This is a genomic window from Streptomyces decoyicus, from assembly GCF_019880305.1.
GTDB classification, from domain to species: domain Bacteria; phylum Actinomycetota; class Actinomycetes; order Streptomycetales; family Streptomycetaceae; genus Streptomyces; species Streptomyces decoyicus.
This window is the reverse complement of sequence record NZ_CP082301.1, coordinates 1,890,091-1,915,622: the sequence shown is the minus strand read 5'-3', so window position 1 is coordinate 1,915,622 and position 25,532 is coordinate 1,890,091. Positions and strand designations below refer to the sequence as shown.

Below are 25,532 nucleotides of genomic sequence, written 5' to 3'. Positions count from 1 at the left end.
GTCAGCGCGCGCTGAGCGCCGGCCGGGGCTGCTCGGCGAGGAAGGCGCCGGCGTACTCGGCGATGAGATCGAGGACGGTGGCGATGTCCTCGAGGGTGGTCTCGGGGTTGAGCAGGGTGAACTTGAGGTGGTGGCGGCCGTCGACGACGGTGCCCGCGACGATGGCCTCACCGGAGGCGAAGAGGGCGTCCCGGGCGTGCAGATTGACCCGGTCGCTGAGTTCGGGGTCCTGGTCGGTGCTGGGGACGTAGCGGAAGACCAGGGTGCTCAGCTGGGGCTCGACGACGACGGAGAAGCGAGGGTCGTCGTGGAGGAGTTTCCAGGCGTCCGCGGCGCGGTCGATGACCTCGTCGAAGAGCTCCCCGACGGCGCGGGCGCCCATGATGCGCAGGGTGAGCCAGAGCTTGAGGGCGTCGAAGCGGCGGGTGGTCTGGATCGACTTGTCGACCTGGTTGGGGATGCGCTGCTCGACCATGCGGCGCGGATTGAGGTAGTCCGCGTGGTAGGTGACGTGCCGCAGGGTGGTGCGGTCGCGGACCAGGATGGCGCTCGAACTGACCGGCTGGAAGAAGGACTTGTGGTAGTCGACGGTCACCGAGTCGGCGCGCTCGATGCCGGTGAGCAGCGCGCGGCGGCGGGAGACCAGCAGGCCGCAGCCGTAGGCGGCGTCGACATGCATCCAGGCGCCGTATCCGGCGCACAGGTCGGCGATCTCGGGGAGCGGGTCGATGGAGCCGAAGTCGGTGGTGCCGGCGGTGGCGACGACGGCCATGGGTATCAGGCCGTCGCGGTGGCAGCGCGCCAGCTCCGCGGCCAGGCTGTCGGTGCGCATCCGCTTGTTCTCGTCGCTGGGGACCGCGATGACGGCCTCCGCGCCCATGCCGAGCAGGGTGGCCGACTTGCGGATGCTGAAGTGGCTGCACTCGGAGGTGAGGATCCGCAGCCGGGGGAGGACGTCCGTGAGCCGGGCGTCGGAGGGCGCGCCGTCGAGGGTCAGCGCGCGGCGGCAGGCCTCGTCGCGGGCGAGCAGCATGGCCTGGAGGTTGGACTGGCTGCCGCCGCTGGTGAAGATCCCGTCGGCGTGTTCGCCCAGGCCGATCCGGCCGGCCGTCCAGTCGATGAGCCGGCGCTCGATGAGGGTGCCGCCGGCGCTCTGGTCCCAGGTGTCCAGGGAGGAGTTGACGGCGGAGAGCACGGCCTCGCCGACGAGGGCGGGGATCACCACGGGGCAGTTGAGGTGCGCGAGGTAGCGGGGGTGGTGGAAGTAGACGGCGTCGCGGAGGTAGACCTCTTCGAGTTCGTCGAGCGCGGCGGTGGCGTCGTGCAGCGGGGCGTCGAGGTCGATGCCGGAGACGGCGGGCGCGAGGCCGTCGACGGTGATGCCGGTGAACGGGCGGGCGGTGCCGGCGATTTTGGCGCTGATCCGTGTGACGCTCTCGGTGACCGCGCTGTGGTAGCGCGCGGCCGTCTTCTCGTTGAGCAGATGTGTCCGGCTGTCGGCCGGGTCCTCGGCGGGGTGCGCGAGGGGACTCATGAAGATGTCCTCCCTGGTGCGGACTTGGCCACGTCCTGCGCAGGGCGAGAGGTGCGCAGAGGCAGGGAGACCCACCCGTGCGACGTGGTTAGGTAAGGCTAACCTAATTACGTCGCAGGGTGGCGTTCGGGGCTCCGGGGAAGGGGCCCGGCCCCGGGATTCAGGCCTCGTGGTCGTCCAGGACGCGCAGGACCAGACCCGTGGCGGGCTTGGGTCCGAAGGACGTGGACTTCCGCGGCATCGTCACACCGTGCTCGGCGAGTTGACGGACCGTCTCCTCGGAGGTGGCGCGCATCAGGACCGCGGTGCCGCCGTGCCGGGCGGCCTGTTCGACGGCGGCCCCGGTGTGATGCAGATAGCTGATGTCCGACGGGTGGTCAGGGATGTGCCAGACCTCGTCCAGCAGGACGGAGTGCAGCACCGTGGCGTCCAGCTGCCGCCAGGCCTCGGGCCGGTCGCGGCGGATCGTACGGTCCAGCAGCCCGGGGTCGGGACGGTCCAGGAGGTGGAAGGAGTCCGGACCGCCGGCGAGGACGAAGGCGGTGCCGGGTGTTTCCTGGAGGGTCTCCAGGGCGGCCGACAGGTCCCCCGGGAGGGTGCGGGCGCGGAAGGCGCCGGCCAGGTCCGCCAGCGCCTTGGCGGGCGGCAGATGCGGCAGTACGCGGTGGATCGCGCGGACCTGGAGCGGGTAGCGGGCGGTGTCGACCAGCAGCACCAGGCCGGAGGCCCACGGCGAGGCGGCGGTGGCGCCGGGCTGCTGCTCGTACAGCCGCTGGTAGGTCGCCCAGCGGTGGTGGCCGTCGGCGATCAGCGCCTGCCGGCGGCTGAGATCGTCGTGGATGGCGCCGAGGTCGGCGGGGTCGGTGACCGCCCAGAGGCGGTGCGCGAAGCCGTCCTCGGTAGTGGTGGCCAGCAGCGGGTCGCGCTCCACCGTGCGTTCGATGACCGCGGCGGCGCCGGTCGCGGTGCCCTGGCCGCGGTAGGAGAGCAGCAGCGGTTCGAAATTGGCGGCCGCCGCGCGCATCAGGGCGGCCCGGTCCTCGACCACCTCCGGGATGACGCCCTCGTGCGGCAGCACCGGACCGTCCAGGCCCAGCGCCCCGATCAGCCCGCGCTGGAGCATCTCGCCGGAGCGCTGCTCGTAGACGTACAGCGCCGGCTCCGCGTCCTGCGTCAGCACGCCCTCGGCGCGCCAGCGGCGCAGGGTGTCGGCGGCCTGGCGGTGGCGGGTCGTCGGGTCCGGGGCGTGCGGGAGGATCAGCCGGACGATGTTGTACGGGTCGGCGGTCTCCAAGTGGCGCACGCCGTCCGGCCGGACCACCACGTCATAGGGCGGGGACGTCACCGCGGTCAGACTGCTGACCCGGTCCTGGTCGTAACGCAGTCCGCGGAACGGGAGAAGGCGGAGGCCGTCGGTACTGGTCATTGAAGAATGCTATGCCGCCGGGCCGATGAGGGAAGATCGGGGCACAGCCCGTGCGTGGCTGGAAATATCGGTATGCGCGATACGGAGAACTGTGCATCCGGCGGCGCGGTGAGCGCGCCCCCGGAACGCGGCGGATCTCTTCGTACGACGTGTGGGAGTGAGGAGCGGGACGGCATGGACGAGCAGGTTCGCAGGCAGCCCGACGGGTGCCGGCGCGCGCTGAGCGAGACGTATGACACGGCGCTGCTGGATCTGGACGGGGTCGTCTACGCCGGCGGACAGGCCATCGCGCATGCCGTGGAGTCGCTGACGAGCGCGCGGGACGGCGGGATGCACCTCGCATATGTGACCAATAACGCCGCCCGGACCCCGCAGGCCGTCGCCGGCCAACTCTCCGGTTTCGGGCTGCCGACCGGTCCGGACGATGTGATCACTTCGGCGCAGGCAGTGGCGCGGCTGATCTCCGAGCAGGTGCCGCCCGGCGCGCGGGTGCTGGCCATCGGCGGTGAGGGGCTGTGGGTGGCGCTGCGCGAGCGCGGTCTGGAACCCGTCCGCTCCGCGGACGACGACCCGGCGGCCGTGGTGCAGGGCTTTGACCCCACGCTGGACTGGGAGCGGCTGGCGCAGGCCGCGTACGCGGTGCAGCGCGGGGTGCCGTGGTTCGCGTCCAACACCGATCTGACGATCCCCAAGGAGCGGGGCATCGCCCCCGGCAACGGTGCGTTGGTGGAGGTGGTCCGGATCGCCGCGGGCGGATCGCCGCAGGTGGCGGGCAAGCCGCAGCCGCCGATGCACCGGGAGACGGTGCTGCGGACCGGGGCGCGGCGGCCGCTGGTGATCGGCGACCGGCTCGACACCGACATCGAGGGCGCCACCAACGGCGAGGTCGACTCGCTGCTGGTGCTCACCGGTGTCACCACCCCCGCCGAGCTGCTGGCCGCCCCGCCGCAGCACCGTCCCGCCTACGTGGACCAGGACCTGCGCGGGCTGCTGAGCCCGCAGCCCGAGGTGACCGCGGACGGTGGCGGCTTCCGCTGCGGCGGCTGGCGGGCCGAGGCGGCCGGCGACGCGCTCGTCGTGGCAGGGGAAGGGACGCCGATGGACGGGCTGCGGGCGTTGTGCGCGGCGGCCTGGACGGCTGCCGGGGACGGCAGTTGCGGGGCGGACGCGGGGAAGGCGCTGGAGCGGATCGGGATGTGAGGTGGGGCCCGGCTCCCGGCGGCCGGGCCCTTGGCGGCGAATCAGTCCTCGTCGGTGGTCGTCGCGGCGGCGGTCAGCTCCGCGATCAGGTCCTCCTCGGTGGCGCCGCGGCGCCAGTAGCCGGTGAACTTCACGGCCCTGCGGTCGATCCCGCGCTCGCGGACGAGGTGCCGGCGCACCGCCTTGACGGTTCCGGACTCGCCGGCGATCCAGGCGTACGGCGTGCCCTCGGGCAGTTCGGCGGCGCGCAGTGCGTCGAGCACCGGCTCGCCGCCCGCGGCGGTCGTCTCGTCCCGGACGAGCCAGCTGATGTCGGCATCGGCGAAGGTCGGCAGCCGCTGCCGGTCGTCCTCGTGCGCGATCTCGATCCAGACCTTGGCCCGGGTGCCGGGGGAGAGCCAGGACAGGATGCCGGCGATCGCGGGCAGGGCCGTCTCGTCGCCGGTGATCAGGATCCAGTCGGTGCCGGCCGGCGGCCGGAAGTCGACGCCGCCGTTGTCCTCGACGGCCGGACCGAGGACGGTCAGCCGGTCGCCGGGCCGGGCGTGGGCGGCCCAGCGGGAGGCGGGTCCGCCCGCCGTGGCGGCGGCCCCCGGCCCGGCGCCGTGCAGCGCGAAGTCGACGTCGAACTCCCCGGAATCGTGGCGCTGTTCGCGGATCGTGTACGAGCGCATCACCGCGCGCTCGGCCGGATCCTGCGCCCGCCAGGCGGTGTACCAGCCGTCGCCGGTGTCGTCGAAGACCGGCGAGTCCTGGTGGGGCTGCGGGAGGAAGAGCTTGAAGCGCTGGTCCCGTCCGCCGGAGGCCAGCTCCGCGAGCCGTTCGCCGCCGAAAGTGATCCGCACCATGGAGGGGCTCAGCCGTCGGGACCGCACGACGTGCACATCGAAGAAGCGGAACGGTGCGGTGGAGGGAGCGGCGGTCGTGGTCATGCGGGGAACCTCCCGGGACGGTGGTGGGGGTGGGCCGGGCCGCGGCGGACCGCTGCGGCCCCGTGGGCGGCGGATCGCCGCGGCCGTACGTCAGTTGGCCTTCTTGGCGCCCTCGATCGCCTTGGCGAGCGACTCGATGAGCGGTGCGGCGCCCGCGTAGGAGAAGCGCGGCTCGCTCGACCAGGGGGTGATCTGGACGGCCTTGACGGCGGGCAGCTTCGCCCAGGAGGGCTTGGCGGCCAGTTCCTTGGGCTGGAGGGTGGCGGTCCGGTTGTCCAGCAGCAGGACGTCGGCCTTGTACTTGTCGGCGTTCTCCCAGCTCAGGCTCTCGAAGTAGCCGCCCTTGTCCAGGTGGTCGGGGACGATCAGGTCGACACCGAGGGACTTGTAGTACATGAGGTCGGCGTTGATGCCGGGGTTGGAGGCGTAGAAGAGGTCGGCGCTGCCGGAGCAGGCGAGCACCTTGACCGGGTGGGACTTGGCGGCCTTGCGCAGCGCCGCGGAGGCCTTCTCGAAGCGGGCCTTGGCGTCGGTGACCTTCTTGGCGTTCAGGTCGGCGCCGAGCGACTTCGCCAGGTCGGCGTAGCGCTCGATGATCTTGACGAGCGGGAGCCGGGACGAGGTGATGGCGACGGTCTTCGCCAGCGGGGTGATCTTGTCCTTGCTGTCGTCCGGTACGAACCACAGCGCGTCCGGCTCGTACATGTTCGTCACCAGCAGGTCGGGGCGCAGGGCCGCGTACTTCTCGACGTTGAACTGGTTGTAGGCGTTGCCGATGATGGTGACCTTGTCGACATCCAGGTCACCGGCCTGCGGGTCGGGCTTGCCGTTCTTGAGCTTGGTGGGGCCGAAGACGCCGACGATCTGGTCGTCGATCCCGAAGTCGTGCAGTGCGGCGGCGGTGCCGGTGAAGGCGACGATGCGCTGCGGGGTGTTCTTGAGGGAAACTTTCTGCTTACGGTCGTCGGTGAACGACCACGGGCCCGTCTTGGCATCGCCGTTGGCGCCTCCCGAGCCCTTGTCTCCGCCGCATGCGGCAAGCAGGGCGCCGATGCCGAAGGCACCGCCCGCGGCCAGGATGCCGCGACGGGACGGGGTGACGCTACGGGAGGTGCTCATGATGGCTGTGCTTCTCTCTGGGAGGGGCGGTCAGTCGGATGTGAGGGTAGGCTAACCTAACTTTCGTGTTGGTTGACAGTCCCCCCGAAGCAACAACGGCCCCGGTCTCCGTGACCCCCCGTAGGCGGCATCTCCTGCGCTCCGCGGGGCTGGTGGCCGCCGTGGCCGTACTGGCCGTGATCACCGTCCTCGGCATCGCCGTCGGCGCGAAACAGATCCCCCTCGACCAGGTGTGGCACGGGGTGTTCCACTACTCCGGCTCCGACACCGACGTGGTCATCCGCGATGTCCGCTTTCCCCGTACCCTGCTCGGCCTGATCATCGGCGCCGCGCTCGGTCTGGCCGGCACGGTCATGCAGGCGCTGACCCGAAACCCCCTCGCGGACCCCGGAGTTCTCGGCATCAACGCCGGTGCCTCGGCCGCGGTCGTCTCCGCCATCAGCTTCTTCGGCGTCACCTCGCTGAGCGGCTATGTGTGGTTCGCGTTCGCCGGCGCCGCGGTGGTCTCCGTCGCGGTGTACGTCCTCGGCGGCACCCGCAGCGCCACGCCCGTACGGCTCGCCCTCGCCGGTACCGCGCTGACCGCCGTCCTCGTCGGCTACATCAACGCCGTCAACCTGATGGACACCGCGGCCCTGGACAAGATGCGCTTCTGGACGGTGGGTTCGCTGGCCGCGGCCACCATGCCGACGGTCAGCCATATCGCGCCATTTCTCGCGGTGGGCGGCCTCCTCGCGCTGCTGATCGCCCGGCCGCTGAACGCCCTCGCGCTCGGCGACGACCAGGCGCGGGCGCTGGGCGCCCGGCTGACCCGCACCCGGGTGCTGGCGATGCTCGCCGTCACCCTGCTGTGCGGCGGGGCGACCGCCGCCTGCGGCCCGATCGTCTATGTGGGCCTGATGGTTCCGCATGCCGTACGGGCCATCACCGGGCCCGACATGCGCTGGATCCTGCCGTACTCCGCCGTGCTCTCGCCGGTCCTGCTGCTCGGCGCGGACGTCCTCGGCCGGGTGGTGGCCCGGCCCGGCGAGCTACAGGTCGGCATCGTCACGGCCGTCGTCGGCGGCCCCGTCTTCATCTATCTCGTACGGCGTCGGAGGATGGCCCAGCTGTGAGCGCGACTGTGAAGTCCCGGAAGGGCACCGAGGAGGAGACCGGGACGGCCGCGAAGGCCGGGCGCGGACGGCGGGCGGGGACGGCCCGGCGGGTCACGGTGCTGCGGACCAGGGGCGGGCTCTCCGTGCGCCTGGACGTGCCCGCCGTGGTGGTCGGAGTGGTGCTGCTGGCCGTCGCGCTGGCCGCCGGTGTCGCACTGATCGGCTCCGGCGACTACCCGATGACCCCGGCCGAGGTGATCAGTACGCTGACCGGCGGCGGCGACGCCGGGCAGGTGTTCATCGTGCAGGATCTGCGGCTGCCGCGCGTGCTGGTGGGGCTGCTGGTCGGCGCCGCGTTCGGGATCGCCGGGGCGGTCTTCCAGATCGTCTCGCGCAACCCGCTGGGCAGCCCGGACGTCCTCGGTTTCGCGCAGGGATCGTCCGTCGGCGCGCTGGTCGCGATCGTCTACTTCCAGGCCGGGACCTTCGCGGTCGCCGCCGGAGCGGTCGTCGGCGGCGTGGTCACCGGCATCGCCATCTTCCTGCTCGCCTGGAAGCGCGGCATCCACGGCTACCGCTTCGTCCTGGTCGGCATCGGCGCCGGCGCGATGCTCTACGCGATGGTGCTCTACCTCCTGACCAAGGCGAACATCGTCGAGGCGACCCGGGCCACCACCTGGATGACCGGTTCCCTCAACGGCCGCGACTGGGACCAGCTCCGGCCGCTGGCCGCCGTCTGCGTCGTCCTCGTCCCGCTGCTGCTGTGCTACGGGCGTCCGCTGCGCATGCTGGAGATGGGCGACGACGCCGCCAGCGCGCTGGGCGTACGGGTCGACCGGGTCCGCATCGTCGTTCTGCTGGCGGCGGTGGTGCTCGTCGCCGCCGCCACCGCCGCGGCCGGGCCGATCTCCTTCGTGGCACTCACCGCACCCCAGCTGGCGCGGCGGCTGTCACTCCCGCGCTTCCTCAAGGGCACGGGCCGCAGAGCGCCCCTGCCCGGCCCCAACCTGCTGCTGTCCGCCCTCATGGGTGCCGTGCTGCTGGTCGGCGCGGACTGGACCGCACAACGGCTCTTCGGCGCCGACCAGCTGCCGGTGGGCGTGCTGACCGGTGTCCTCGGCGGCGGCTATCTGCTGTGGCTGCTGGCCACGGAGCGCAAGTCGGGACGGATATGAGCGGCCGGGGGCGACCCGTGGACCCGCCGGGGGCGGGGAGCAAACGGAGCGCGCGGTGGTGAGCGGACGGGGCCGGCGGGGCGCCGGAGGCGGGCGCGGCCCGCACTGGGCGGCAGCGCCGCGTGGGCCGGGCGACGACGGAGCGGTGCGCGCCGCGCACCAGCCGACAGCCGCGCGACAGCAGAGTTACGACAACCCCAGGAGTTTCGAAGTGAGCCGTCTCACGGCCGAGCATGTCACCCTCGCCTACGACCAGCGGGTCATCGCCGAGAACCTCTCGGTCGCCATCCCCGACCAGTCCTTCACGGTCATCGTCGGCCCGAACGCCTGCGGCAAGTCCACGCTGCTGCGCGCGCTCTCGCGGATGCTCAAGCCGGCCAAGGGGTCGGTGCTGCTGGACGGCTCCGCCATCTCCTCGCTGCCGGCCAAGAAGGTCGCCAGGACGCTCGGTCTGCTGCCGCAGTCCTCGATCGCCCCGGACGGCATCACCGTCGCCGACCTGGTGGCGCGCGGCCGCTACCCGCACCAGGGGCTGCTGCGGCAGTGGTCGGCCGACGACGAGCGGATCGTCCAGGAGTCGATGGCGGCCACCGGGATCGGTGAGCTGGCCGACCGCTATGTCGACGAGCTCTCCGGCGGGCAGCGGCAGCGGGTGTGGATCGCGATGGCGCTCGCCCAGCAGACGCCGCTGTTCCTGCTCGACGAGCCGACGACGTATCTGGACATCCAGCACCAGATCGAGGTGCTGGACCTGTGCGCCGAGCTGCACGAGGAGCAGGGACGGACGCTGGTCGCGGTGCTGCACGACCTCAACCACGCGGCCCGTTACGCGACCCATCTGATCGCCATGAAGGACGGCGCGGTCGTCGCCGAGGGCGCGCCGTCCGACATCGTCACCGCGGAGCTGGTGGAACGGGTCTTCGGGCTCAGCTGCCAGATCATCGAGGACCCGGAGACCGGCACCCCGCTGGTCGTCCCGGCCGCCCGCAAGCCCCGTCAGGGCGGCCCCGGAAGCGGCCGGGCCCCGGCGGAGAAGCCGGGACGGGCCGGGGAGACCACGAAGGGCGAGGCTGCGGCTACAACAGTGTCCTGAGCCGCAGCAGGTCGCGCAGGCCGGCCTCCAGCTTGACGCGCCCGCTGCCCCAGGCCTTGGCGAAGTTCAGCTTGCCGTCGACCAGGTCGACGAGGTCGTCGCCGGCCATGGAAAGGCGGATCTCGGCCTTGTGCGGGGGCGGGCCGGGGACGCTGGCCACATCCTGGATGGCGCCGTGGGACAGCCGCCCGAGGAAGGTCACATCGAGGTCCGTGATGCGGCAGCTGAGCGAACGGTCGAACGCGGCTGCGCTGCGGACGTTGCCGTCCGCCGAGGACAGATTCTGGGCCAGCCGGTCGAGAGCGGCACGGCACTGGTCGAGGGTTGCCATCGTGATCGACGATACGCCAGGTCGGGGACGGCTCGTTCGTCCTTGTCAGCCTTTGCCAAGGTAGCGTCGGAGGCATGGAACAGCCGACGTCCGGCCCGGAGCCGGAGGCGCCCGCGGAAGCCGCGCCAGGGGAGCCCGTCCCTGCCGGGGAGCCCGCGCCGCAGCCGATCGGAGTGGGGACGACACCGACCGGACAGGCCGCGGTCGACAGCGCGCTGCGCCGTCTCGCCGATGCGGACCACCTCCCCGTGAGTGGACACCTGCGGGTGTACGAGGATGTGCACCGTGGGCTGCGCGATGTGCTGGCCGGTCTCGACCAGCACCCCGGGCCGCCCGCACCTTCCTCGACTTTCTCGACGCCGCACGACAACAGGAGCTGAACCACAGGTGGCAGGAGTGGCACGACGCCGACTCGACGCGGAGCTGGTGCGCCGCAAGCTGGCCCGGTCGCGCGAGCACGCGAGCCAGCTGATCGCCGCGGGCCGGGTGACCGTCGGCGGTGCGACCGCGACCAAACCGGCCACCCAGGTGGAGACCAGCGCGGCCGTGGTCGTACGCGAGGACGGGAGCGACCCCGACTATGTCTCGCGCGGCGGGCACAAGCTCGCCGGCGCCCTTGCCGCCTTCGTGCCGCTCGGCCTGAAGATCGAGGGCCGGCGGGCGCTGGACGCGGGCGCCTCGACCGGTGGTTTCACCGACGTCCTGCTGCGGGCCGGTGCGGGTCAGGTCGTCGCCGTCGACGTCGGCTACGGACAGCTCGCCTGGTCGCTGCAGAGCGATGAGCGGGTCACCGTGAAGGACCGCACCAACGTACGGGAGCTGACCCTCGAACAGATCGACTCGCAACCGGTCGATCTCATCGTCGGCGATCTCTCGTTCATTCCGCTGGGGCTCGTGCTGCCCGCGCTGGCGCGGTGTGCGGCGCCCGACGCGGACCTGGTGCTGATGGTCAAGCCGCAGTTCGAGGTCGGCAAGGAGCGGCTGGGCAGCGGCGGGGTGGTGCGCAGCGCGGAGCTGCGGGCCGAGGCGGTACGCGCTGTCGCACGACGGGCGGCAGAACTGGAATTTGGCGTACTTGGCGTAACTGCGAGCCCACTGCCTGGACCTTCGGGGAATGTCGAGTACTTTCTGTGGCTGCGCGCCGGGGCGCCTGCACTCGACCCGGCGGACGTCGACCGTGCAGTGGCGGAGGGGCCTCGTTGACCACTACCCAGGCAGTTGAAGGCAACGCAGCACACGAGAACACCGGAGCCGCGCGGACGGTGTTCCTGCTCGCGCACACCGGCCGCCCCGCGGCCATCCGCAGCGCCGAACGCGTCGTCCAGGGGCTGCTGCGCAGCGGCATCGGGGTGCGGGTGCTGGCGGAGGAGGCGGCGGATCTGCCGCTGCCGCCGTCGGTCGAGCGCGTCGAGTCGGAACAGTGCGCGGCCGAGGGCTGCGAACTGCTGGTGGTCCTGGGCGGGGACGGCACCCTGCTGCGCGGCGCGGACTTCGCCAGGACGTCCGGTGTCCCGATGCTCGGCGTCAACCTCGGCCGGGTCGGCTTCCTCGCGGAGGCCGAACGCGACGACCTCGACAAGGTCGTCGACCGGGTCGTCACCCGCGCCTACGAGGTCGAGGAGCGGATGACGATCGACGTCCTCGTACGCAACAACGGCAATGTCGTGCACACCGACTGGGCCCTGAACGAGGCGTCGGTGGAGAAGGCCGCGCGGGAGCGGATGCTGGAGGTCGTGACCGAGGTCGACGGCCGGCCCGTCTCGCGCTTCGGCGGCGACGGGGTGGTCTGCGCGACACCGACCGGCTCGACCGCGTACGCCTTCTCGGCCGGCGGTCCCGTGGTCTGGCCCGAGGTCGAGGCCCTGCTGATGGTGCCGATCAGCGCGCACGCCCTGTTCGCCAAGCCGCTGATCACCTCACCGCGTTCCGTCCTGGCGGTGGAGGTCCAGCCCAAGACCCCGCACGGTGTCCTGTGGTGCGACGGCCGCCGCACCGTTGAACTCCCCGCGGGCGCCCGCGTCGAGGTCCGCCGTGGCGCCGTACCCGTACGCCTTGCCCGTCTGCACCATGCCTCCTTCACGGATCGTCTGGTCGCCAAGTTCGCCCTCCCCGTAGCGGGATGGCGGGGAGCGCCGCACTAGAACCTGTCCCGGCAGATCACGGCCGGGCAGCCCCTGGATATGTCCCCCCGGACGCGGCTGTCACGGCTCGGCCGGGGCCTTCGGCGGCTGTCCGGCGCATCACCGGAAAACCCGGGCCGGCGCGCCACGGAGTGCCCCCGGGCCGACTCCCGACGGTGGCGTGGGCGATGCCCGGCCCCCGCCGTGAGTGACCCCGCGCCCGTCCTCGCCCCGGCCGCTCACACGGTCCGTCACGGCATCCGGCCACACCACCTGATCTGGGATTCTGCGACAACGGACCCTACGATCGCCGGACAGGGAAGGGGGCCGGATGGACCGGCACATCCGCACCGTCGAGGATGTACTCCAGCTTCTGGACGGCCTGTTCGCGCCGGAAGCCGACCGTTGGACAGCTGATGCGGCCTCCTGGTGGGACGGCTTCTACGCGGACCGCTCCAAGCCGGTGCCGTTCTTCGTGGCGAAGCCCGACGAGAACCTGGTCGCGTACCTCGAACGCGGGCTGCTCACCCCAGGACGCGCCCTCGACCTGGGGTGCGGCCCCGGCCGCAACGCGCTCCACCTCGCCGCCGCGGGCTTCGCGGTGGACGCTGTCGACCTCTCCCCGGCCGCCCTCGCCTGGGCCGGGGACCGCGCCCGCGAAGCGGAAGCCGACGTCAGGTTCCTCTGCGGCGACGCCTTCGCCCTCGCGGACACCGAACTCAACGGCCCGTACGACCTGATCTACGACTCCGGATGCTTTCACCATCTGCCCCCGCACCGCCGCATCAGCTACCTCGCCCTCCTCGACCGGGCCCTGGCACCCGGCGGCCATTTCGCCCTGACCTGACCTGCTTCGCCGCGGGCGCGATGGGCTCCGAACTCGGTGATACCGACTTCTACCGCCAGTCCCGCCTCCATGGCGGCCTCGCCTACACCCCGGAGTCCCTGCGCCGGCTCTTCTGCGCGCTGTCGGAGGTGGAACTGCGCCGCATGCACGACGAGCCGTCGGAGTCCCCGCGCTTCGGTGAACCCTTTCTGTGGACGGGCCTGTGGCGCGGTAAGGGCCGGCCGTAGCCGTCACGTGATACCGGGTGATACCGGGGGCGGCCACTCCGCTGCCGCGGTGTGGGTGGGGCGGGACCGTTCCCCCTCGTCGAGGCGGCTTTGCATATCGACATATTGATCGAGTGGATCGCGATGCCGATCGAGAAGACCGAGCTGCGGAGTGGGACGACGGCCGTGTCCCGATGCTGTGATCGCTCCAGCCCGCCGCGCGGTGCCCGGGACGCCGTCCGCCACGGTCGCGAGGAGCATCGTCATCGATGCGGCAACCATGGTCGCCGCACCCCACGTCACCGCCCCTGCCTGGGCAAATGCGGGCGCTGCCCCGGTCCCGGCGGGACCGTGGCCACGCAGCACCGAAGGCGCCGGTCCACTCGAGTGGAGCTCACCTCCCGTCCCGGACTGTGACCGGCCGGACGGCAGAGCGTGAGCGCGCACCATGAGCAATCCGCCCGCTTTCGCTGCGATTTTCCGCAGGGTCGGCGGCAGGAGTGAGGGAGGCCGTCGCGGGGCGGCCCCCGGACCTCGTAAGGTCGTATCCGTGTTGGAGGAGATGCGGATCCGGTCCCTGGGTGTCATTGACGACGCCGTTGTCGAGCTTTCCCCGGGCTTCACGGCGGTGACCGGCGAGACGGGCGCGGGCAAGACCATGGTCGTCACCAGCCTCGGCCTGCTGCTCGGCGGGCGCGCCGACCCCGCCCTGGTGCGGATCGGCGCCAAGTCGGCGGTCGTGGAGGGCAGGATCAGCGTCGGCCCCCGGACCTCCGCTGCCGTACGGGCCGAGGAGGCGGGCGCGGAGCTGGACGACGGCGCGCTGCTGATCAGCCGTACGCTCTCCGCCGAGGGCCGTTCGCGCGCCCACGTGGGCGGCCGCTCCGTACCGGTCGGCCTGCTGGCGGAGTTGGCCGACGACCTGGTCGCCGTGCACGGCCAGACCGACCAGCAGGGCCTCCTGCGTCCGGCCCGGCAGCGCCAGGCCCTGGACCGCTACGCCGGGGACACGGTCGCCGTACCGCTCGCCAAGTACACCGCCGCCCACCGCAGGCTGCGCGCCGTCGCCACCGAGCTGGACGAGCTGACGACCCGGGCCCGCGAGCGTTCACAAGAGGCCGATCTGCTGCGTTTCGGGCTCGACGAGATCGCGGAGGCCGAGCCGCAGCCCGGCGAGGACACCGAACTCGCCGCCGAGGCCGAGCGGCTCGGGCACGCCGAGGCACTGGCCTCTGCGGCGACCGCCGCGCATGCCGCGCTGGCCGGCAATCCCGAGGACCCCGAGGGCATCGACGCCACCACCCTGGTCGCCGGCGCGCACCGCGCGCTGGAGGCCGTACGCAGCCACGATCAGGAGCTTTCCGCGCTCGCCGAGCGGCTCGGCGAGATCGGCATTTTGATGGCGGACGTCGCCGGTGAGCTGGCCGGCTACGCGGACGGTCTGGACGCCGACCCGTTGCGGCTCGCCGCCGTCGAGGAGCGCCGTGCCGCGCTGAACCATCTGACCCGCAAATACGGCCGGGACATCGCGGCGGTGCTGGCCTGGTCCGAGGAGAGCGCCGGCCGGCTCGCCGAACTGGACGGCGACGACGACCGGATCGGCGAGCTGGCCGCCGAGCGGGACGCGCTGCGTGCCGAACTGGGCGAACTGGCACAAACGTTGACCGATGCCCGCACGGCGTCCGCGAAGCGGTTCGCCGATGCGGTCACCGCCGAACTCGCCGAACTCGCCATGCCGCACGCCCGTGTGACCGTCGAGATCCGCCAGACCGAGGTCGCGCAGGACGCCGACGGCATCGAGGTCGGCGGCCGCACCGTGGCCTACGGACCGGCCGGTGCCGACGAGGTCGAGCTCCTGCTGGCCCCGCATCCGGGCGCGCCGCCCCGGCCGATCGCCAAGGGGGCGTCCGGCGGTGAGCTCTCCCGGGTGATGCTCGCCGTCGAGGTGGTCTTCGCCGGTTCCGACCCCGTACCGACCTATTTGTTCGACGAGGTCGACGCGGGGGTGGGCGGCAAGGCGGCCGTCGAGGTCGGCAGGCGGCTGGCCAGGCTCGCGAAGTCCGCGCAGGTCGTGGTCGTCACGCACCTCCCGCAGGTCGCGGCGTTCGCGGACCGCCAGCTCCTCGTGGCGAAGACGAACGACGGATCGGTCACCAGGAGCGGCGTCAAGGTCCTGGAGGGCGAGGAGCGGGTCCGCGAACTCTCCCGGATGCTGGCCGGCCAGGAGGACTCCGAAACGGCCCGCGCGCACGCCGAGGAACTGCTGGAGACGGCGCGTACGGGGAGCTGAGCGCTCCGCGGGAAGCGCCGTGGGGTGCCGTGCGCTCCGTGGGAAGCGCCGCGAGGTGCCGTGAGGCGGCGGTGGCTGTGGTTTGTGGCCGGGCCTACGGCTGGGTCTGGGTCTGGGCTACGGCGTGGGGGAGGCCGGTGGCCTGCCATGGGGATCGCAAGGGCGAAGGCTGTGGCCGGGCCGCCGCGTGGCCGGGTGGTTCTCGTGCCTGGGGTGACGGGAGTTGAGCGCGGCAGGGCGCCGGGCGAGGGGAGCGGCATGGTGGCGGTGGCGGGCAACAGGGCGCTGGGGCGGATCTGGGCGCTCTTGGGGGCGGCAGGGGCGACCAGGGCCACTTATACGGCGCTGAGGAAGCGGCCGCCGGGTGGTGCCGTCCTGTGGGAGCGGAAGAACTACGCAGGCCGGACCGTGCACCTGCACGCAGGACTCGCGACGGCCGCCGGTACCGCGCTCGCCGCCGCCACCGCGCCAGGGCTGCCCGCCCGGACCCGTACGGCCGCGGCGCTGGCGGTGCTGGCCGCCGGCGGCTGCGGCGCGTACGACGACGTCTTCGGGGTCGATGACCCCCGCCGCGGATTCCGGGCGCACCTCTCGGCACTCCGGGACGGCGAAGTCACCACCGGAGCCGTGAAGCTGTTCGGGATCGGTGCCGCCGGGCTCGCGGCCGGCGCCCTCCTCAAGGAGCGCCCGGCCGACAAGCTGCTGGCCGGTGTGGTGATCGCGGGCTCGGCCCACCTGGTGAACCTCCTGGACGTCCGGCCGGGCCGGGCGGCCGGCGCCGTGTTGGCCCTCGGTGCGCCCGGGCTGCTGCGCCGTGGTCCGGCGGGCCCGCTGTCCGCCGCGCCCGTAGGGGCTGCGGCAGCCGTCCTCGGCGACGACCTCGGGGAGCGCACGATGATCGGTGACGCCGGGGCACATGCCCTCGGCGCGGCGCTCGGCCTCGCCATCGTCACGGGCAACGGACGCCGCGGACTGGCCGCGCACGCCGCGGGGCTGATCGCCGCCGCGGCAGTGGGGGACCGCGTCAGCCGGGCGGCCGCAGCGGTCTGAGGCGTGCGCGGGGGACGGGGCCGCAGGCTGTCCCCCTCCGGCACGCCCCTCAGAGCCCCGGGGGGCACCCCTCCGTCCGCTGCCACCACCGACGGGCAGCACCCATGGGCTCATGCGGCGCATCACTGCGCACGCGTCGCCCCCCCCCGCACACATCGCCACCGCGCCTCACCCGCACCTACCGGCGCCCTACGCTTCACTCCCCACGTGCCCCGTCACCCTCTGCTGTCACCCCCGTACTCCCCACCCTCTGCCACCCCTCCCGCGCCCTCCGAGCGCCCCTTGCCCATAGCCCATCGATTCGGATGAACACCGGGCGCTCCGGACAACGGCGTACGCGCTCCCTGCCGCAGCGCAGGCGCACTCCAGGGAGCGGACTCACTCGAACGAGCCGGTAACCCGCGCGGGCGGTTTGTCGCCCATGTGGGTGATCTGGTGGGCGCTGGGGTGAGACTTCCCACCGGAACGGCGGGCCGGCGGTGCCGAATTGGCGTCGCCGGGCTGGCATCCTGGGCGCGGTGCGCAGGCGCGGGCGTGCTCGCCTCGTCCTGCCCCTCCGCCGGGAAGCGGACGGGTCGCCGTCGCGCGTCTCAGCACCCTGCAGTAAACGGACCGACTCACCGGTACGGTCCGTCCCGCCCCCGACCCAGGAGCCCGACCACGTGATCAGCACCCCGACCTCGGCGCACGGGTTGTCGCCGCTGCGCACGGTCCAGGTGCTGGGGCACGGCAGCGCCGGCAGCGCGGCACATGTCCGCTCGCTGGCCGAGGGGCTGGTCGCGCGCGGGGTACGGGTGACCGTCTGTGCCACCCCGGAGACCGAGGAGGCCTACGACTTCACCGGCGCGGGCGCGCGGTTCGTGCAGGTCCCTCCGCGGACGGACCCGGCGAGCGTGGCCTCGTTGCGCAGCGCCTGCTGGGATGCCGACCTCGTCCATGCGCACGGTCTACGGGCCGGTCTGCGTGCCTCGATGGCGTTGCGCGGACTGCGCGGCCCCCGTGGCGGGCGGCGGGTCCCCCTGGTCATCACCTGGCACACCAAGGCGCACATCGAGGGCGCGCGGGCCGGGCTGGTGCATCTGACGGAGCGGCGGGTGGCGCGGGCCGCCGCCGTCGTCCTGGGGGCCTGCTCCGACCTCGTGGACCGGGCGCGCGAGCGGGGCGCGCGTGACGCACGGCTCGCGCCGGTCGCGATTCCACGTCCCCGGTCGGGCGCCGCACCGGCCGAGTCCGAGAGCCATGACCGGACCCGCCATAAGGAGCGGGCCGAACTGGGTGCGGTGGACCGCCCGTTGTTGCTCGCGGTCGGCCGTCTCGACCCGGCTCAGGGGCATGACCTGCTGCTGGACGCGGCGCACGCCTGGTGTGCACTCGACCCGCAGCCGCTCGTCGCCATCGCGGGGGAGGGGGAGCAGCGGGCCGTGCTGCAGCGGCGGATCGACGTCGAGCAGCTCCCCGTCCAGCTGCTCGGCCGTCGCGACGATGTGCCCGAACTCCTCGCCGCCGCCGACCTGGTGGTACTGCCCAGCAGGTGGGAGGCGCGCTCGCTGATCGCCCAGGAGGCGCTGCGGGCCGGGGTGCCGCTGGTCGCCACCGATACCGGAGGCACCCGCGAACTGGTCGGCCGGGCCGCGGAACTGGTCCGTTACGGCGACGCCGCCGCCCTGGCCCGTACGGTCCTTGCGCTCCTCGGCGACCCCGCACGGCGGGACGCGCTCGCCGCGGCGGGCCGCGCCCAGGCGGCCGGCTGGCCCAGCGAGAACGACACCGTCACCCAGGTCCTCAGCGTCTACGACGAGTTGACCCAGCCGATTCAGCCGGTCTAGGGAGTATCTCCCCGGTCTCCGTGGGCCTGCGACGCTCCCCCGGTCAACGCTGGGAGGCGCCCCCAGTCCCCCCGCTAAGGCTTCTCCGTATGCCGTCTCGCGCGCAGGGCCAGGCGCAGGCCCAGGACCGTCTGCGGATCGTCCAGGTCCGTGCCCAGCAGCTGGGCGATGCGGGCCAGCCGGTCGTACAGCGTCTGCCGGTTCACGTTCAGGTCGCGGGCGGTCTCGGCCTTGCGGCCCGCGCTGGCCAGATAGGCCTCCAGCGTCGGCAGCAGCGGCTGACGGGCGCCCCGGTCGTGCGTGAGTAGCGGCCCGATGGCGCGCTCCACGAAGTCGGTGAGCATGCCCTGGTCGCCGTGTTCGCGCATCCGCCACAGCAACAGCTCGATGTCCAGCCGGCGGGCGTCGTACCAGAGCTGTTCCGGCAGTCCCTGGGCCGAGGCCGCGGCCTCCGCGGCATGCCGCAGACCGGGACCCGCCGCGGCCCAGTCGCCCGGCGTTCCGACGACGACCACCGGGCGGTGCGCGGCCGGCCGGTCCAGGCCCGCGCGGACGACTCCGGCGCGCAGCGCCTCGGCGATCCGGTCGGCGAGCGCCTCGCGGTCCTGGCCCGCGCGGAGCGAGACGAGCAGCGGGACCCGGCCCTCCACGGGGCGTACCCCGAGGAGTACGGGCACCCCGGGGGCGGCGAGTTCCTCGCGCAAGGCCTGGGCGAGCAGCGCCCAGCTGCCGGGGGAAGGGAGGCCGGCCGGCAGCCGCATCACCACCGGGAGCACGGGTTCCGACCCGGGGCGGAAGCCCAGCAGGCGGGCCTGGGCGGGCGCCTCGGACGCGGAGATCCGGCCCTCCGCCAGGTCGGCGAGGAAGTCGCCGCGGCCGCGGGCGGCGAGCACCTCCTCCTGTCGGGACTGGAGCATCACCACGGCGAGGAGGTCGGCGGCGCGCTCGGCGGCGATCCGGTGCACCGGCGCCAGGGGGGCGTTGACGGGCAGCAGGACGAGGCGGGCGCGGACCGCGTCGGGGCCGTGGCCTCCGCCGGGGACGTCGATGCGTACGCCGGTGTCGCGCAGGCCCTCCCAGGCCAGCAGCGGGTCGGCGTCCGCGGGGCCGCCGTCGTCGTCGCTCTCCGGCCCCGCCGCGTACAGCGGGCTGCCGTCGGGGGCCTCCAGGCAGAGCGGGTTGCCGGTGAAGACGGCCAGCAGCCGCAGTACCTCGGGGGCGCCGCCGCCGCGCAGCAGCACGTCCGTGCAGCGCCGCAGGATCTCGTCGGCGCGCCGCAGCAGCGCGTAGTGGCTGTTGATGATCTCGGTGTGGATCGCCTCGGTGACCGTGACGTACGGGACCTCGCGGTGCAGCTGGATCAGCGGGAGCCCGCTGTCCCGTGCGGCGTCGACCAGCGCGGCGGGCAGCGATTCGAAACGGGAGCCGAGCTCCACGACGAGAGCCGCGATCTCGCGGTCCGCGAGCTTACGGATGAAGGCGCGCTGCTCGGACGGCCGGGCACCCAGCCCGAGGCCGGTGGTCAGCAGCAGCTCGCCGCCCTTGAGCAGCGAGGCGATATGCGGGACCTCGCCCGCGTGCACCCAGCGCACCGGGCGGTCCAGCCGGTCGCCGCCGGCCAGCACCTCCGGCAGACCGCGTCGCAGCGCGGGCAGCTCCAGCGCCCTGCGTACCGTGATCTCGGCTTCGATCTTCGCTTCCGGCCCCATGGCGTGGAACGGTACCCGTAGTCCGCTATCCGGAGCCGTCCGGTCCGGATAGCGGCCCGCCGCTTACGCCGACTCCCGCACCACCAGCCGCGCCTCAGTGATCACCGGGACCAGCCCCGTCGCGTCCGCGCCCGGAGCCTCTTCCGCCCCGGGCGATCCCTCCGTCCCTGGGGCCTTGCGCGGATCCAGCAGCCGCAGCAGCAACCGGGCCATCAGCCGCCCCATCTCCTCCACGTCCTGCCGCACCGTGGTCAGCGGGGGATCCGCCCAGGCCGCCGGTTCCAGATCGTCGTAGCCGACCACCGCCACATCGTCCGGCACCCGCCGTCCGCGGGCCCGCAGGGTGCGCAGCGCGCCGTTCGCCATCAGGTCGGAGCAGGCGAAGACGGCGTCCAGGTCCGGGGCGGCATCGAGAAGCTCGGCCATGGCCCGTTCGCCGCCCCGGGCGGTGAACCCGCCGTCCGCGATCAGCCGCGGATCCGGCTCCGTGCCCAGCGCCTCGCGGTAGCCGTCGAGCCGGTCCACCGCCGAGGTCTGGTCGAGCGGTCCGGTGATCACGGCGATCCGGCGGCGGCCGCGGCCGAGGAGATGGCGTACGGCCTGGCGGGCACCGCCGCGGTTGTCGGTGTCGACGTACAGCGGCCGCGGCGCGCGGCCGGCGCCCGCCCAGTCGGGACGGCCGCCGTAGACGGTGGGCAGTCCGGCGCGCTCGGCCATGGCGGGCAGCGGGTCGTCGCGGTGCAGCGAGAACATCAGCGCGCCGTCGACATGCCCGGCCGACAGATAGCGGCCGATGCGGTCGTAGTCGTCGCGGTGCTCGACGAACATCAGCAGGAGCTGGGTGTCGGCGGCGGCCAGTTCGCGGCTGATGCCCCGTAGTTGGCGTCCGAAGAACGGATCGCTGAAGACTCTGGTCTCCGGCTCCGCGATGACCACGGCGACCGCTCCGGTGCGGCGGGTGACCAGGGAGCGGGCCGCGCTGTTCGGTACGTAGCCCAGCTCGGCCACTGCCTGGCGGACCCGTTCCCGGACCGCGGCCCGTACGCCCGCACCGCCGTTGACCACGCGGGACACCGTTGCGCGGGAGACCCCGGCGAGCGTCGCCACCGCCTCCAGCGTCGGTCGTGGACCGTTCGGCTCAGACACCACACAACTCCTTTTTCCATACGGCGACTTGACGGTGTGCCGTCGAGTCGGCAGGGTTCACAGCGCAGGATATGAGAGCGCTCTCACGACGGACCTCCCCACGGAACTCCTCACCCCCCACTGCATCGAGGAGAGAATGTCATGAGCATGAATAATCGGCCCGGAAGCCGGGTGCAAAAACGGCTGCAAAAACGGCAGCCGAAACGGCCGGAGGATCGGCGGCAGAAGCGGGCGGGCCTGCTGCTCCTCGCCGCGAGCACCGCACTCGTCAGCACCTGTGCGCTCACCCTCCCGACGGCGTCGGCCGAAGAGGCGGGCCCCGCCCCGCGCGCCACCCCCGTAACGAACGCCGCCCCCACCGCCTTCCAGGAAGTCTGGCGTACGGACTTCGACGGCGCCGCCGGATCACGCCCCTCCGCCGACGACTGGATCACCGACACCGGCACCGGCTACCCGGGAGGCCCCTCCAACTGGGGCACCGGCGAGCGCGAGACCTACACCGACCGCCCCGAGAACCTCCAGCTCGACGGCGCGGGCCATCTGAAGATCACGGCCTTGAAGGACGGAGCCACCTGGACCTCGGGCCGCATCGAGTCCCGGCGCACCGACTTCGCGGCCCCGGCCGGCGGCAGGCTCCGCATCGAGGCGAGCATCCGGATGCCCGATGTCTCCGGTGACGGCGCGCTCGGCTACTGGCCGGCGTTCTGGACGCTGGGTGCCGAGTACCGCGGCAACTACGGGAACTGGCCGGGCATCGGCGAGTTCGACATCATGGAGAACGTCAACGGCATCAACAAGGTCTGGGGCACGCTGCACTGCGGCGTCAACCCCGGCGGGCCGTGCAACGAGACCCAGGGCAAGGGCAGTTCCCGCGCGTGCCCGGGCAGCGCCTGCCAGGCCGGATTCCACACCTACGCGCTGGAACTCGACCGCACCGACGGCGCCGCGGAGTCGCTGAACTGGTACGTCGACGGACAGAAGTTCCACACCGTGAACTCCTCCGAGACGGACGCCGACACCTGGGCGAAGGCCACCCACCACGGTCACTTCCTGCTGCTCAACCTCGCGATGGGCGGCGGCTTCCCGGACGGTGTCGCGGGCTTCGCCACCCCCACCGACGCCACCCGGCCCGGCGGCTCCCTCCTCGTCGACCATGTCGCGGTCTCCGTCCAGCAGCCCGGCCAGGCCCGTACCGCCCGGCCCTCCCGCCGCACCACCCCGCAAGGAGCCACCTCATGATCACTCGCCGCAGCCTGCTCGGCGGCCTCGCCGCCGGTGCCGCCACCGCCTCCGGAATCGCCCTGGCCGGCCGTGCGACCGGTGCCACCGCCCCGGCAGCCGGCTCCGCCCGGACCGGCCGGGCCGCCGCCGGGATGCCCCTGCACCTCGTCAACAACTCCGGTGAGTACGCCAACTCCTCGGTCTGGATCTACATCGTCGGCAATGACGGCACCCAGCAGGTGCACGTCACCCCGGAAGCCGAACTCAGGCCCGTCGCCCTGGCCGACAACGGCCCGGACGGTTTCACCGACTACGCGATCCCGCTCGCCGCCGGCGGCACCACGACCCTCCGGCTGCCGTACATGTCCGGCCGGATCTACACCGCGCTGGGCGGCAAGCTCAAGTTCAAGGCGGTCCAGGACGGCAACGGCAAGGCCGCGCTGGCCTACCCGGCGGGCTGGGTCTCCGGCGACCCCAACTACGACGTCCTGCACGACTGCGCCGAGTTCACGTACAACTCCGGCGGGATGTACTGCAACACCACCATGGTCGACATGTTCAGCGTCCCGCTCGCGATCAAGCTCACCGGGGCCAAGGAGCAGACCACCGGCACGCTCAAGGACGGCGCCCGCGCCAAGGTCTTCTCCGACGTCAGGGCCGCCGACGGCTTCGGCCGCCTGGTCATCGACGACAAGCGGGTCATCGCCCCCGGCCACGGCCTGGACAGCGGACTGTTCGCCGAGGACTACTTCGCCCCGGCCGTCGACGAGACCTGGTCCGCCTACGCGGGCAAGGACCTGACCGTCACCACCGACGCGGGCACCTTCACCGGCCGGGTCAGCGGCGGAAAGCTCTCCTTCACCGGGCCCAAGACGATCTCCTTCGACAAGCCGTCCACCCGCGATGTCCTCTTCTGCGACGGCACCCTCGCGGCCCCCAACGACGGCACCCTCGGCCCGGTCGCCGCCGTCCTGGGCGCCGCCCTCAACCGCTCCACCCTCACCGCGCAGGCACACCAGCCCACCACCGACCCGGCCGCCTTCTACCAGCAGCGGCTGACCAACCACTACGCCCGGGCCATGCACGCCGCGACGCAGGACGGCAAGGCGTACGGCTTCGCCTTCGACGACGTCGCCGGCTTCGCCTCGTACATCGAGGACGGCGCCCCGAAGGAGATCACCCTCACGCTGACCCCGTTCTGACAAAGAAAGGTGCCGTCCGAAAGCCGGACGGCACCACAGAACGCCGGGAGGTTGGCGCCCCGAAGGGGGGCGCTAACCTCCGTAGGCCCCGCTGGCCGTCAGCCGCAGCGCGGTGTCGATCAGCGGAACATGGCTGAACGCCTGCGGGAAGTTGCCCACCTGCCGCTGGGCCTTGGGGTCCCACTCCTCGGCGAGCAGCCCCAGGTCGTTGCGGAGCGAGAGCAGCTTCTCGAAGAGCTTGCGGGCCTCGTCCACCCGGCCGATCATCGCCAGATCGTCGGCGAGCCAGAACGAGCACGCCAGGAAGGCGCCCTCCTCGCCCTCCAGACCGTCCACCCCGAGATCGTCCGCACCGGACGTCGGGTAGCGCAGGACGAAGCCGTCCTCGGTGGAGAGCTCCCGCTGGATCGCCTCGATCGTGCCGATGACGCGCTTGTCGTCCGGCGGCAGGAAACCCATCTGCGGGATCAGCAGCAGCGAGGCGTCCAGCTCCTGCGAGCCGTAGGACTGGGTGAAGGTGTTGCGCTCCTTGTCGTAGCCGTTCTCGCAGACATCCCGGTGGATCGTCTCGCGCAGGTCCTTCCAGCGCTCCAGCGGGCCGTCGACGTCCCCGGACTCGATCAGCTTGACCGTGCGGTCGACCGCGACCCAGGTCATGACCTTGGAGTGCACGAAGTGCCGGCGCGGGCCGCGGACCTCCCAGATGCCCTCGTCCGGCTCGTCCCAGTGCTTCTCCACCCACTGGATCAGCTTGAGCTGGAGCAGCGAGGCGTAGTCGTTGCGGGCCAGGCCCGTCATGTGCGCCAGGTGCAGCGCCTCGGTGACCTCGCCGTACACATCGAGCTGGAGCTGTCCGGCGGCGCCGTTGCCGACCCGCACCGGACGGGAATTCTCGTATCCGGGGAGCCAGGTGAGCTCGTTCTCGCCCAGTTCCCGCTCACCGGCGATGCCGTACATGATCTGGAGGTTCTCCGGATCGCCGGCCACCGCCCGCAGCAGCCACTCCCGCCATGCCCGCGCCTCTTCGCGGTAGCCGGTGCGCAACAGGGAGGACAGCGTGATCGCGGCATCCCGGAGCCAGGTGAAGCGGTAGTCCCAGTTGCGTACGCCGCCGACGCACTCCGGCAGGGAGGTCGTCGGCGCCGCCACGATCCCGCCGGTCGGCGCGTACGTCAGCGCCTTCAGCGTGATCAGGGAACGCACCACCGCGTCGCGGTAGGGGCCGTGGTAGGTGCAGTGCTCGACCCACTCACGCCAGAACTCCTCGGTGGCCTCCAGCGACCCCTCCGGGTCCGCCACGGCCGGCGGCTGCTTGTGGGAGGGCTCCCAGCTGATCGTGAACGCGATCCGCTCACCCGGCGAGACGGTGAAGTCGGAGAACGTCGTCAGGTCCTTGCCGTAGGTCTCCGCCTCGGTGTCCAGCCATACCGAATCGGGGCCGGCGACCGCGACCGTACGCTCGTCGATCTTGTGCACCCAGGGCACGACCCAGCCGTAGGAGAACCGCATCCGCAGCTGCGAGCGCATCGGCACGCGGCCGCTGACGCCCTCCACGATGCGGATCAGCTGCGGCGCGCCATCACGCGGCGGCATGAAGTCGATCACGCGGACGGTGCCGCGCGGGGTGTCCCACTCCGATTCCAGTACGAGGGAATCGCCCCGGTAGCGCCGGCGGTCGGCCGGCGCGGGCCGGCCCCCGGGGCCGTTGACCGGCCCCATCCGCCAGAATCCGTGCTCCTCCGTGCCCAGCAGCCCTGCAAAGACCGCCGGGGAGTCGAAGCGGGGCAGACACAGCCAGTCCACTGTGCCGTCCCTGCACACTAGAGCGGCGGTTTGCATATCGCCGATAAGTGCGTAGTCCTCGATGCGCCCGGCCACGTGCATCTCCCGTCGAACTGGAGTCACGCCCCCCATGGGACGTTGTGATCTGTCCGTCCTGCCCATGAAACGTCGCCGAGCAGCGGGACCGGAAATCGGGCGGGGGTGGTGCCTTCCCGGACGGCTCGAT

20 protein-coding genes and 1 pseudogene are annotated in these 25,532 nt (G+C 72.5%); 13 read left to right on the top strand and 8 right to left on the bottom strand.

What is annotated here, in order from left to right; genetic code table 11:
• Position 1: 1 nt before the first annotated feature.
• Together K7C20_RS08410 and K7C20_RS08405 are read right to left on the bottom strand one after the other, a co-directional pair.
• Positions 2 to 1,534 carry a pyridoxal phosphate-dependent decarboxylase family protein gene (locus tag K7C20_RS08410; protein ID WP_030085815.1) on the bottom strand — a complete coding sequence of 511 codons (1,533 nt, stop codon included), beginning with the start codon at positions 1,532 to 1,534 and terminating at the stop codon, positions 2 to 4.
• A gap of 160 nt (positions 1,535 to 1,694) precedes the next feature.
• Positions 1,695 to 2,960 carry a DUF1015 family protein gene (locus tag K7C20_RS08405; RefSeq protein WP_030085813.1) on the bottom strand — a complete coding sequence of 422 codons (1,266 nt, stop codon included), beginning with the start codon at positions 2,958 to 2,960 and terminating at the stop codon, positions 1,695 to 1,697.
• Positions 2,961 to 3,134: 174 nt separating this feature from the next.
• On the opposite strand from K7C20_RS08405, the gene K7C20_RS08400 reads away from it, so the two are divergent.
• Complete coding sequence (locus K7C20_RS08400; protein WP_053208405.1) at positions 3,135 to 4,160, top strand: HAD-IIA family hydrolase; 1,026 nt, start codon at positions 3,135 to 3,137, stop codon at positions 4,158 to 4,160.
• Positions 4,161 to 4,201: 41 nt separating this feature from the next.
• Here K7C20_RS08400 and K7C20_RS08395 read toward each other — a convergent pair whose 3' ends face one another.
• Together K7C20_RS08395 and K7C20_RS08390 are read right to left on the bottom strand one after the other, a co-directional pair.
• Positions 4,202 to 5,092, bottom strand: a complete 891-nt coding sequence (locus tag K7C20_RS08395) for a siderophore-interacting protein (RefSeq protein WP_053208404.1) — start codon at positions 5,090 to 5,092, stop codon at positions 4,202 to 4,204.
• Between the two features lie 90 nt (positions 5,093 to 5,182).
• Complete coding sequence (locus K7C20_RS08390) at positions 5,183 to 6,211, bottom strand: ABC transporter substrate-binding protein (RefSeq protein WP_030078513.1); 1,029 nt, start codon at positions 6,209 to 6,211, stop codon at positions 5,183 to 5,185.
• Positions 6,212 to 6,321: 110 nt separating this feature from the next.
• On the opposite strand from K7C20_RS08390, the gene K7C20_RS08385 reads away from it, so the two are divergent.
• The 3 genes from K7C20_RS08385 to K7C20_RS08375 all read left to right on the top strand — a co-directional run bounded on the left by K7C20_RS08385 (position 6,322) and on the right by K7C20_RS08375 (position 9,576).
• Complete coding sequence (locus K7C20_RS08385) at positions 6,322 to 7,326, top strand: FecCD family ABC transporter permease (protein WP_107083313.1); 1,005 nt, start codon at positions 6,322 to 6,324, stop codon at positions 7,324 to 7,326.
• Positions 7,323 to 8,483 (top strand): FecCD family ABC transporter permease, encoded by a 1,161-nt coding sequence (locus tag K7C20_RS08380; protein ID WP_030078517.1) that lies wholly within the window; start codon positions 7,323 to 7,325, stop codon positions 8,481 to 8,483. Before K7C20_RS08385 ends, K7C20_RS08380 begins: the two co-directional genes overlap by 4 nt.
• A gap of 211 nt (positions 8,484 to 8,694) precedes the next feature.
• Positions 8,695 to 9,576: an ABC transporter ATP-binding protein gene (locus K7C20_RS08375; RefSeq protein ID WP_048829051.1), complete on the top strand. Its 882-nt coding sequence runs from the start codon at positions 8,695 to 8,697 to the stop codon at positions 9,574 to 9,576.
• Here K7C20_RS08375 and K7C20_RS08370 read toward each other — a convergent pair.
• Positions 9,560 to 9,907, bottom strand: coding sequence for an SCP2 sterol-binding domain-containing protein (locus K7C20_RS08370; protein ID WP_030078521.1), 348 nt, complete (start codon positions 9,905 to 9,907; stop codon positions 9,560 to 9,562). The two genes, K7C20_RS08375 and K7C20_RS08370, sit on opposite strands and share 17 nt — an antisense overlap.
• Positions 9,908 to 9,981: 74 nt before the next feature.
• Here K7C20_RS08370 and K7C20_RS08365 point away from each other — a divergent pair, with 74 nt between their 5' ends.
• From K7C20_RS08365 to K7C20_RS08335, 7 genes and pseudogenes are all read left to right on the top strand, one after another.
• Positions 9,982 to 10,287 carry a hypothetical protein gene (locus K7C20_RS08365; RefSeq protein WP_030078523.1) on the top strand — a complete coding sequence of 102 codons (306 nt, stop codon included), beginning with the start codon at positions 9,982 to 9,984 and terminating at the stop codon, positions 10,285 to 10,287.
• 7 nt (positions 10,288 to 10,294) lie between these two features.
• Positions 10,295 to 11,110 carry a TlyA family RNA methyltransferase gene (locus tag K7C20_RS08360; protein ID WP_030078525.1) on the top strand — a complete coding sequence of 272 codons (816 nt, stop codon included), beginning with the start codon at positions 10,295 to 10,297 and terminating at the stop codon, positions 11,108 to 11,110.
• A gap of 59 nt (positions 11,111 to 11,169) precedes the next feature.
• Positions 11,170 to 12,048 (top strand): NAD kinase, encoded by an 879-nt coding sequence (locus K7C20_RS08355; protein WP_030078527.1) that lies wholly within the window; start codon positions 11,170 to 11,172, stop codon positions 12,046 to 12,048.
• Positions 12,049 to 12,358: 310 nt separating this feature from the next.
• Positions 12,359 to 13,101 (top strand): annotated as a pseudogene (locus tag K7C20_RS08350) (class I SAM-dependent methyltransferase).
• Positions 13,102 to 13,642: 541 nt separating this feature from the next.
• The gene (gene recN, locus K7C20_RS08345) at positions 13,643 to 15,370 is read left to right on the top strand and encodes a DNA repair protein RecN (protein WP_053208403.1); all 1,728 of its coding nucleotides are present in this window, start codon (positions 13,643 to 13,645) and stop codon (positions 15,368 to 15,370) included.
• Between the two features lie 258 nt (positions 15,371 to 15,628).
• Complete coding sequence (locus tag K7C20_RS08340; RefSeq protein ID WP_053208402.1) at positions 15,629 to 16,420, top strand: hypothetical protein; 792 nt, start codon at positions 15,629 to 15,631, stop codon at positions 16,418 to 16,420.
• Positions 16,421 to 17,082: 662 nt separating this feature from the next.
• Positions 17,083 to 18,246 (top strand): glycosyltransferase family 4 protein, encoded by a 1,164-nt coding sequence (locus K7C20_RS08335; protein ID WP_053208401.1) that lies wholly within the window; start codon positions 17,083 to 17,085, stop codon positions 18,244 to 18,246.
• A gap of 74 nt (positions 18,247 to 18,320) precedes the next feature.
• On the opposite strand, the gene K7C20_RS08330 is transcribed toward K7C20_RS08335, so the two are convergent.
• Together K7C20_RS08330 and K7C20_RS08325 are read right to left on the bottom strand one after the other, a co-directional pair.
• Positions 18,321 to 19,955, bottom strand: a complete 1,635-nt coding sequence (locus tag K7C20_RS08330; protein WP_030078545.1) for a PucR family transcriptional regulator — start codon at positions 19,953 to 19,955, stop codon at positions 18,321 to 18,323.
• A gap of 63 nt (positions 19,956 to 20,018) precedes the next feature.
• Positions 20,019 to 21,104: a LacI family DNA-binding transcriptional regulator gene (locus K7C20_RS08325; protein ID WP_107083312.1), complete on the bottom strand. Its 1,086-nt coding sequence runs from the start codon at positions 21,102 to 21,104 to the stop codon at positions 20,019 to 20,021.
• A 138-nt stretch (positions 21,105 to 21,242) separates the two neighbouring features.
• Here K7C20_RS08325 and K7C20_RS08320 point away from each other — a divergent pair, with 138 nt between their 5' ends.
• Together K7C20_RS08320 and K7C20_RS08315 are read left to right on the top strand one after the other, a co-directional pair.
• The gene (locus tag K7C20_RS08320; RefSeq protein ID WP_245170930.1) at positions 21,243 to 22,340 is read left to right on the top strand and encodes a glycoside hydrolase family 16 protein; all 1,098 of its coding nucleotides are present in this window, start codon (positions 21,243 to 21,245) and stop codon (positions 22,338 to 22,340) included.
• The gene (locus tag K7C20_RS08315; protein WP_030078554.1) at positions 22,337 to 23,524 is read left to right on the top strand and encodes a beta-1,3-glucanase family protein; all 1,188 of its coding nucleotides are present in this window, start codon (positions 22,337 to 22,339) and stop codon (positions 23,522 to 23,524) included. The genes K7C20_RS08320 and K7C20_RS08315 overlap by 4 nt, the downstream gene beginning before the upstream one ends.
• Before the next feature lie 72 nt (positions 23,525 to 23,596).
• Here the strand turns inward: K7C20_RS08315 and K7C20_RS08310 are convergent, their stop codons facing one another.
• Positions 23,597 to 25,408, bottom strand: a complete 1,812-nt coding sequence (locus K7C20_RS08310) for a glycoside hydrolase family 15 protein (RefSeq protein WP_030078556.1) — start codon at positions 25,406 to 25,408, stop codon at positions 23,597 to 23,599.
• Positions 25,409 to 25,532: the final 124 nt, after the last annotated feature.